General features: G+C 56.9%; 8 protein-coding genes and 1 pseudogene. 5 read left to right on the forward strand and 4 right to left on the reverse strand.

Annotated elements, in window-relative coordinates:
- Positions 1-2: 2 nt before the first annotated feature.
- The 5 genes and pseudogenes from DMZ65_RS15850 (at position 3) to DMZ65_RS20050 (ending at position 4,880) form a co-directional block, all read left to right on the forward strand.
- Positions 3-620 carry a plasmid pRiA4b ORF-3 family protein gene (locus DMZ65_RS15850; protein ID WP_116599851.1) on the forward strand — a complete coding sequence of 206 codons (618 nt, stop codon included), beginning with the start codon at positions 3-5 and terminating at the stop codon, positions 618-620.
- A 120-nt stretch (positions 621-740) separates the two neighbouring features.
- Positions 741-1,334, forward strand: a complete 594-nt coding sequence (locus DMZ65_RS15855) for a recombinase family protein (protein WP_073038196.1) — start codon at positions 741-743, stop codon at positions 1,332-1,334.
- Entirely contained in the window at positions 1,331-1,807 is a 477-nt protein-coding gene (locus tag DMZ65_RS15860) for a hypothetical protein (RefSeq protein WP_229709630.1), read from the forward strand. Before DMZ65_RS15855 ends, DMZ65_RS15860 begins: the two co-directional genes overlap by 4 nt.
- Before the next feature lie 345 nt (positions 1,808-2,152).
- Positions 2,153-2,782: pseudogene (tnpC, locus tag DMZ65_RS15865) on the forward strand (IS66 family transposase); the annotation flags it as partial.
- Positions 2,783-2,933: 151 nt separating this feature from the next.
- Entirely contained in the window at positions 2,934-4,880 is a 1,947-nt protein-coding gene (locus tag DMZ65_RS20050) for a calcium-binding protein (RefSeq protein WP_116599852.1), read from the forward strand.
- Between the two features lie 95 nt (positions 4,881-4,975).
- On the opposite strand, the gene DMZ65_RS15875 is transcribed toward DMZ65_RS20050, so the two are convergent.
- From DMZ65_RS15875 to tnpA, 4 genes are read right to left on the reverse strand one after another with little or no spacing between them, the layout of a single operon-like run.
- The gene (locus DMZ65_RS15875) at positions 4,976-5,197 is read right to left on the reverse strand and encodes a hypothetical protein (protein WP_116599347.1); all 222 of its coding nucleotides are present in this window, start codon (positions 5,195-5,197) and stop codon (positions 4,976-4,978) included.
- A 2-nt stretch (positions 5,198-5,199) separates the two neighbouring features.
- Positions 5,200-6,831, reverse strand: coding sequence for an IS66 family transposase (gene tnpC / locus DMZ65_RS15880; RefSeq protein WP_116599435.1), 1,632 nt, complete (start codon positions 6,829-6,831; stop codon positions 5,200-5,202).
- Between the two features lie 60 nt (positions 6,832-6,891).
- Positions 6,892-7,242 carry an IS66 family insertion sequence element accessory protein TnpB gene (gene tnpB / locus DMZ65_RS15885; RefSeq protein WP_067630184.1) on the reverse strand — a complete coding sequence of 117 codons (351 nt, stop codon included), beginning with the start codon at positions 7,240-7,242 and terminating at the stop codon, positions 6,892-6,894.
- Positions 7,239-7,646 carry an IS66-like element accessory protein TnpA gene (gene tnpA / locus DMZ65_RS15890; protein ID WP_116599346.1) on the reverse strand — a complete coding sequence of 136 codons (408 nt, stop codon included), beginning with the start codon at positions 7,644-7,646 and terminating at the stop codon, positions 7,239-7,241. The genes tnpB and tnpA overlap by 4 nt, the downstream gene beginning before the upstream one ends.
- Between the last annotated feature and the right edge of the window lie 59 nt (positions 7,647-7,705).

Raw genomic sequence — 7,705 nt, forward strand, 5'->3', positions numbered from 1 at the left:
TCATGGCTAAGAAAGAACCCCAGGTCCTACGGCTGAAAGTCACCCTTGAAGATCTCGATCCCACCCCGTGGCGGGAGATCGAGATCAGGTCGGACAAGACCCTCCCACACTTGCACGATGCCATTCAGGCGGCTTTCCTGTGGTACGATATGCACCTGTGGGATTTCGAGATTGGTGACCGTAAATACCAGATGAAAAACGAGGACTTCTGGATCGAGCCGATGTTCGGCCCGCCGGTGATGGAGGTCACCACAAAGAAGCTGGAGTTCTTTTTGAACAAGAAGGTCCCGTCCGTGATCTACACCTACGATTTTGGAGATGACTGGGTGCATCGCGTTGAACTGGTCTCAAAGCGTCCAGTCGTGCCAAATGAACCTTTGCCGCGTTTTGTGGGTGGTCAGTGGGCAACCCCGCCAGAAGATATCGGAGGCCCGCCCATGTACGAAGTCTTCAAGGAAGCGCGTGGGGATGCGAAGCACCCAGAACATGATTGGGCGAAGGAAGCTGGATACGTTGACTGGGCTCATGATGAAATCCACGCCGATGCTGTCAGTGAGCAGTTCACGAAACTGCAAAGGCAAAAGACACGGCGGACATCACGTTGGGTTATGGAGGGCTAGAAGCGTCACTTAGAGCATACTCATAGTGACAACGCGCATGAACAGTGAAAGCAGCCGTTTTCCTATTCACTTTGGGTCTTTTTTAGATAATGAACAGATCACGTCAGAGGCACACCCATAATGAACACTTATCAGGCCAAAATCGGATATGCGCGCACTTCGACCGTCGAACAGAACCTCGATGCGCAGATTGCTGTCTTGAAAGAGGCCGGGTGCGGCATGGTCCGCACCGAGCAAAAGAGCGGGACCAGCCTGGAGGGACGACCCGAACTCAAGACGATCCTCGACTTCATCCACCCAGGAGAAACGCTGGTCGTCACGCGCATTGACCGGCTGGCCCGCAGTCTCAGTGATCTGCAGGCTATCGTCACTCACCTGAAATCCAAGGGCGCGCACCTGGCGGCCACCGAGCAGCCTGTGGATACATCCACGGCAACCGGAAAAGCCTTTTTCGATATGCTTGGCGTTTTCGCTGAGTTCGAAACCAACCTGCGCCGGGAGCGCCAGGCCGAAGGCATTGCCTCAGCAAAGCAGCGCGGTGTCTATCGCGGGCGCAAACCCAAAATCGATCTCGAGGCCATTCAGGCGAAGCTGATCGACGGCTGCTCGCCCACCGAAATCGCGCGAGAGATGCGGATATCGCGCGGAACCGTCTATAAAGCAAAGGCCCAAATGACCTTGAACCACAATGGCAACGGGACGGCTGCGTCATGAAAAAGAACACCCGCAAGCCAAAGGCCCCCGCGAAAAAAACGTCGGTCCAGACAAGTTCCAAAGTTTCCCCGCCGCGCAATCTGACACCAGAGCTGTGCGATCGCCTACGCCGAGACATGATGAAGGCCTGCCTCGCCGTGGCTGAAACACATGGGTTGACGGTCGAAGGCGGCGAGTTGAGCGATATCGATCTGCGTCATAGCTTCAACATCGGCTTCCGCGTCGGCATTCCGATGGAAGACGGCGCGATCTACTCGCCGGACAAAGCCATGTTCGAAGTGCTCGCACCGCATTTCGGGCTGGAGCCATCTGATTATCGCCGAACGTTTAAAACCGGTGGAGACCTTCACCGGATCGTTGGGATCAACCCCAACAGACCCAAATACCCTATCAGCACTGAACGGGTCTCCGACGGTCGAGGCTTCAAGATGCCAGCCGAGAACGTCACTTTGTATCTGCAGCGGTCAGACTGATAGAGAGTACTTTCTTTGTTCTCTCAAAAGCCCAAATATGCAGCTTCGGGCCAGCTAGGCCTACCTCGCCCACCAACTCGAAAGGGCCCCGGATGAGGAAACCAAAGAAAACCTGCGTCGCACGATCGCCGCACACGCCCCAATGGCCTGGGCACACATCAACATGCTCGGCGAATACGACTTCTCTGATGATAAACTCCGCGACGCGCTCGGAATCCTCCCCCTGAAATCAGCCGCCTGACACACCCTCCAGATCAGGGGGAGATAAAACAGGAAAAATCACAACGAATTAACCGCTTACAGAGATCCCTGTGGGACCAAACGTTCCTTTATGCCGACGGACCCTATAATGGTTGGGTGCATGCGGACGGATATTCGGGCTTCAACGGCGTGTTTGGCGACGGCAAAGCCAGTGAGATGGCCTGCATGGCGCATGCCAGGCGCAAGTTCGTCGACATCTTTACCGCGCAAGGGTCGGCTATCGCTGAAGAAGCCATCAAACGGATCGCCAAACTCTATGCGGTTGAGAACGAGGCGCGGGGCAAATCGCCAGAAGAACGGGCTACACATCGTCAAGCGGCTGCAAAACCGGTCTTCGATGACCTGGAACAATGGCTGCACGCGCAACTGCCCAAGATATCGGGCAAGTCACCACTAGCAAAGGCAATCCGCTATGCTCTGGCTCGCATGCCGAAGGCGCGTCCGTATCTTGAGAATGGCTTCCTAGAGCTCGACAACAACGCAGCCGAACGAGCCGTCAAGCCAGTGGCAATCGGGCGCAAAAACTGGATGTTTGCAGGATCTCAAGGCGGCGGTAAGGCCATGGCTATCGCATATACCCTGATCGAAACCGCCAAACTGAACAAAGTCGATCCGCAGGCTTGGTTAACGTGGGTCCTCGGCCAAATCGCCGACCACAAGATCACACGCCTCGACGAGCTGACACCCTGGCGTTATGCTGCTCAAGCAGCATAACCGCGATTGAAGGCAACGTGCTAGAGCCCCTTCACCGGTCGGGCACCATCAAACTGATCAAGGCGGCGGAGCTTTTTGTTGCTGCGGCAATGTGCCAGAGTGCGGATCGCCCGCCGAACATTTGAAAGCCGACCTTAAGAGAGGAAAATTGATGAGTACGTTTGCAGTTAGCGGTTACTATGCGTCGAGCGCAACGGCTTTTGAAACCTTTTCACATGACGGTCCACTAACAGCCATAATTTCTGGCGATGCCGACCCACTGTCGATCAGAACGGATAATAGTATCGATCAGGCCATTACGGGGAATGTTTCGGCTTTCATAACGCTTGAAGACCGGCGCGCTGCCTATGAGGGCGTGTTTAAGGCTGAGTTTTTCCTTCCCTTCCAAGGTCTCTTCGACCTTGAGGAATTCAGAAGCGCAGAGGTTGTTCAGGTGCGGTGGGGCGACAGTAAAGTCACTTATTTGCTGCACATTGACGATGATTTTGCAGACACCAGCGGAACAGGACAAGGACAGACCGACCTCTATTTTCATATATCCGGCGATTCAATTGATGAAGCGATGCAGGCATATAACGGTCAAGGATTCAACATCTGGCGCGGCATAAACTATTTCCTAAGCGTGAACAGCACTTCGGTGGTCAAAAATGGGACATACGCGGCAAACACGGACTTTTCATTCTCACCTGAAGCGTTCCTTTGGCACGCCGATTGGACTATTACAGACTTGGACGACTCCATCGTCGCAGGTGCCTCGGGTGACACAATCCTGTCACTCGGCGGAAACGATTTGATTGACGGATCGGGCGGCGATGATCTGATTCTGGGGGGGGACGGGCGCGATACCCTAATTGGGGGACCCGGCAATGACTATCTGGACGGACAAGGCTGGGGAAACCGCATTCTCGGAGGTGATGGAAATGATACCATTTTAGGGGGAAAAAACTCCAGTTTCCTAAACGGGAACGCGGGCGATGACAGCATCCTGGGCAGCTATCAAGATGATACGATCTATGGCGGCGGTGGCGATGATACTATCGACGCCGGATCAGGAGACGATCAAATCACCGGTGGCACGGGAATTGATTCAATCGAGACTGGATCGGGCAATGATGCGGCCTATGGGTTGGACGGTAATGATCGTCTCGACGGAGAAAGAGGTAATGACTTTCTTCAAGGCGGAGAAGGCAACGACAGCCTTTTAGGCGGTGACGATGATGACATTCTGGATGGTGGGACGGGAACGAATTTGATCGACGGAGGTGAAGGCAATGATACCGTTGCCTTTTCCGATGCAGAGATTACAGCCGGGGTGGCCGTTTGGCTGAACGGCTTTTCCCAGATCAATTCCGCAGAAGTTAGCACCAACTTGCTGAATGTCGAAAACGTTTGGGGATCCAGTTTTGACGACCGGCTTTTTGGCGATGCAGGCGACAATCTGTTGGCCGGTGGTGCAGGCGATGACTGGCTTGCCGGTGGCGCAGGCGATGACCGGATCGACGGTGGAAACAGCGGTTTCGACACCGCAAACTATTTCTGGGCCGGGTCGTCCGGGGTGACCGTCGCGTTGTATCTGAACGGCAGCTCCCAAAACATCGGCGGCGAGCAGGGTTTGGACAACCTCGAGAGGATTGACGGTGTTTTTGGTAGCGACGCAGGAGCGGATGTTATTGACGGCAATGATGGCGACAACGCCTTCAACGGCTTTGGTGGCGACGATCTACTGCGCGGGCATGATGGCGACGACACCATGTGGGGAGGCACCGGTGTCGATACGCTGGAGGGCGGCGCGGGTGCCGATTGGTTCATCTTCAGCAAGCTCGAGCATTCCACTACCGCCGATCGCGATGTGATCACCGACTTCACCCCAGGCATCGACAAGATTGGTCTGGCCGCCATTGATGCCAACATGTCGCTTGCGGGAGATCAGGCGTTCACATGGGTGGCTGTTTTTGACGGCACCGCAGGCCAGTTGCGCTTTGTCAGCGATGGGACCGACGGTTTCCTGCTGGGGGATATCGACGGTGATGGTGCTGCCGATCTGAACATTCGAACGCAGGATGTCACAAATGTCATGGCGGATGATGTTGTTTTGTAGCGTAATCTCCGGGACTTGACGCTCCGTTATCGGCTCACCAGTTCCGCCACCAATACCCGTATTTCGGTAAGCATCCGGCGTAGGCCACAGGTAGGTCATCGCTCGCGATCACGGTCCATTTCGATGAGCTCTTGCAGGTTTTCGATCCCGAATGGAGTGAATGCGATGACACCGTCGTCGCTGGGACCGTAGACCCAGATTATACCATCTTCGGTTTCCATACCGGTGGCGAGATCAAAGATCTGATTGACGGTTTCGCCCAGTTCGACAGCGACGCGGTCGATTGTCTTGACGGAATACACCTTGTTCAGCTGCATGGTTACGCTGCTTGTGTAAGGGATAGAGCTTTCCAGTTCCAAGGCAGAAGTTCATGCACGCGCGAGACGGGCAAGTCGGGCAGCCGGGCGAGAACATCGGCGAGCCAGGCCTGCGGATCGATGTCGTTCATTTTGGCGGTGACGATAAGGGTATACATGGCGGCAGCCCGTTCACCGCCGCGCTCTGAGCCTGCGAAGAGCCACGACTTTCTGCCCAGTGCCACGCCACGTAAAGCGCGTTCGGCCGCATTATTCGTCAGACAGATATGCCCGTCATCGAGGAATGCCGTGAAGGCCTGCCAACGGCCATGCTTCTCAAACATGTAGTTGATCGCCTTGGCCACCTTGTTGTGTCTGGACAGTTTCGCACGCTCGTCCTGCAGCCAGTCGTGGAGGCCGTTCACCAGGGGACGGGACAGGTTCTGGCGGGCGACGAGCCGGGCATCAGCATCCAGCCCATTGATCTCGCGCTCGATGTCGAAGATGGCATCGATCCGTTTCACCGCTTCCAGTGCGACCGGCGAGATCTGATGGGCGGGTTTGCCCTTGCGGACGTTGCCCGCAATGTCGGCCAGTTCGAAGAACTTCCGGCGGGCATGTGACCAACACAACGCACTGGTCACGGGCCCCGCGTCGCGGTCTTCGCGATAGAGATCGTTGTATCCACCATAGGCGTCCGCTTGCAGCACACCTTGCCATCCGGCCAGATGCTGATTGGGATTGGTTGCGCCGCGATCTCGAGAGAAGCGGAAGAACGCCGCTGGTGGGGCGCCACCATTCCATGGCCGATCATCACGCACATAGGTCCAGAGCCGGGCCTTTTTTGCACCGCCCCGCGCCAGAAGCGGCACGGTGGTATCATCGCCATGCAGGCGGTGAGCGGCACGCACATGGCTTTCGATCAGGGCATGGATCGGCTGCAAGGCAACAGTCGCGTGCCCGACCAGGTCCGCCAGGGTGGACAGGCTCAGCTCTACACCTTCACGGGCGAACCGCTCGGCCTGCCGGTTCAACGGCTGGTGCTGACCATATTTCTCGAAGATTAGCATTGCGATCAAGCTGGGCCCGGCCCATCCGCGCGGAATCGCATGGAAGGGCGCCGGCGGCTGACTGATCCTTTCGCAAGACCGGCAGGTGAACTTCTCACGCACGGTCTGTATGACCTTCCACTGTCGCGGGATCACCTCCAGTGTCTCGGTGACATCTTCGCCCATCTTCACGATCCGGTCCGAGCCACAGCAAGTGCAGGCGGCCGGTGCCTCAACAACAACTCGCTCGCGCGGCAGGTGATCGGGGAACGGCTTGCGCACGGGATGGCGGCGCGTGAAGGCGCGCACCGTGCTGGCTTTCTCGCTTGCTTGATCTGCGGCTAAGGCATCCTCGGTGGCCGCCGCTTCCATCTCTTCAAGCTGCAGTTCCAGTTGATCGATCAGCCGGGCGCGTCGTTCTGACGAGATACCGTATTTGTCACGGCGCAGTTTGGCGATCTCGAGCTTGAGCTCTTGGATCATCGCCTCGGAGCAGGAGACAACCGCGCGGGCCTGCGCCAGCTCGCTTTCCGCAACATCTGCACGGGCCTCTGCGGCGGCCAGGGCAGCGCGTAATTTGGCGAGTTCAGAGGCGGCATTAGACATGACCAATATTTACCAGCCGAAGCCGCGAAGCACCAATAAAAACAGGCTGGCTGGCGCAAATTAACCAGCCTTTGCAGGGCGTTGTGTCCAGCGTGGGTTACGCCAGTCGATGCCCTCCAGAAGATAACCCAACTGCGCCGCCGATATCTGTACCGCTTCGCCCGACCGGCTCACGGGCCAGATGAACTTGCCTGCCTCCAGGCGCTTTAGATAAAGCGACATGCCCACGCCATCATGCCACAGGATCTTGACGAGGTCGCCCTTACGACCTCGGAAGCAAAATATCTCACCCGCATGGGGATCACGGCCGAGCCCTTCTTGCACCTGTAGCGCCAGCGTGTTCATGCCCCGCCGCATATCGGTGACGCCGCCTGCGATCCACACCTTCACGCCCGCCGGAAACGCGATCATTGCCGATCCACCACTGCCAGAAGCCGAGCAAGCGCTTCGGACTCCACGCCGATGGGCACGATGAGACGACGCCCATTCGGAAGGGCTACCTCAACCCGACAGTCCGGAGGTGGACTGGCATCGATTGGATTTGCCTGCGACGCGGAAACTTCCTTCGGCACAGTCACCGGCGCGAACGATACAGAGCCAGAAGACCCAAGCTCACCGTTTCGATACTGCCGCCGCCAAGTCGTCAAAAGCGACCGGCCAATGCCGTGTCGCCGCGCCGTGGCTGTCACCTGACGGTGGCCAATAAAGCTTTCTTCCACAATGCGCAGTTTGTCATCATCCGACCAATGCCGGCGGCGTTCACCATCGGCAGCAGACAGAACTTCGATTTGAGGGCGGTTGATAAAGTCGGACATAAGGTCGGACTTACCATCAGATTGAGCCTGAGATCAGACGGCCGTCGCCGGAGGTTTAC

The organism is Primorskyibacter marinus (genome assembly GCF_003313245.1).
GTDB lineage: Bacteria > Pseudomonadota > Alphaproteobacteria > Rhodobacterales > Rhodobacteraceae > Primorskyibacter > Primorskyibacter marinus.

Excerpts from the sequence above, each read along its gene's own strand:
- DMZ65_RS15860 (WP_229709630.1), top strand. The coding sequence starts at position 1,331 with ATGAAAAAGAACACCCGCAAGCCAAAGGCCCCCGCGAAAAAAACGTCG.
- DMZ65_RS15850 (WP_116599851.1), top strand. The coding sequence starts at position 3 with ATGGCTAAGAAAGAACCCCAGGTCCTACGGCTGAAAGTCACCCTTGAA.
- tnpA (WP_116599346.1), bottom strand. The coding sequence starts at position 7,646 with ATGTCCGACTTTATCAACCGCCCTCAAATCGAAGTTCTGTCTGCTGCC.
- tnpC (WP_116599435.1), bottom strand. The coding sequence starts at position 6,831 with ATGTCTAATGCCGCCTCTGAACTCGCCAAATTACGCGCTGCCCTGGCC.
- DMZ65_RS20050 (WP_116599852.1), top strand. The coding sequence starts at position 2,934 with ATGAGTACGTTTGCAGTTAGCGGTTACTATGCGTCGAGCGCAACGGCT.
- DMZ65_RS15855 (WP_073038196.1), top strand. The coding sequence starts at position 741 with ATGAACACTTATCAGGCCAAAATCGGATATGCGCGCACTTCGACCGTC.
- DMZ65_RS15875 (WP_116599347.1), bottom strand. The coding sequence starts at position 5,197 with ATGCAGCTGAACAAGGTGTATTCCGTCAAGACAATCGACCGCGTCGCT.
- tnpB (WP_067630184.1), bottom strand. The coding sequence starts at position 7,242 with ATGATCGCGTTTCCGGCGGGCGTGAAGGTGTGGATCGCAGGCGGCGTC.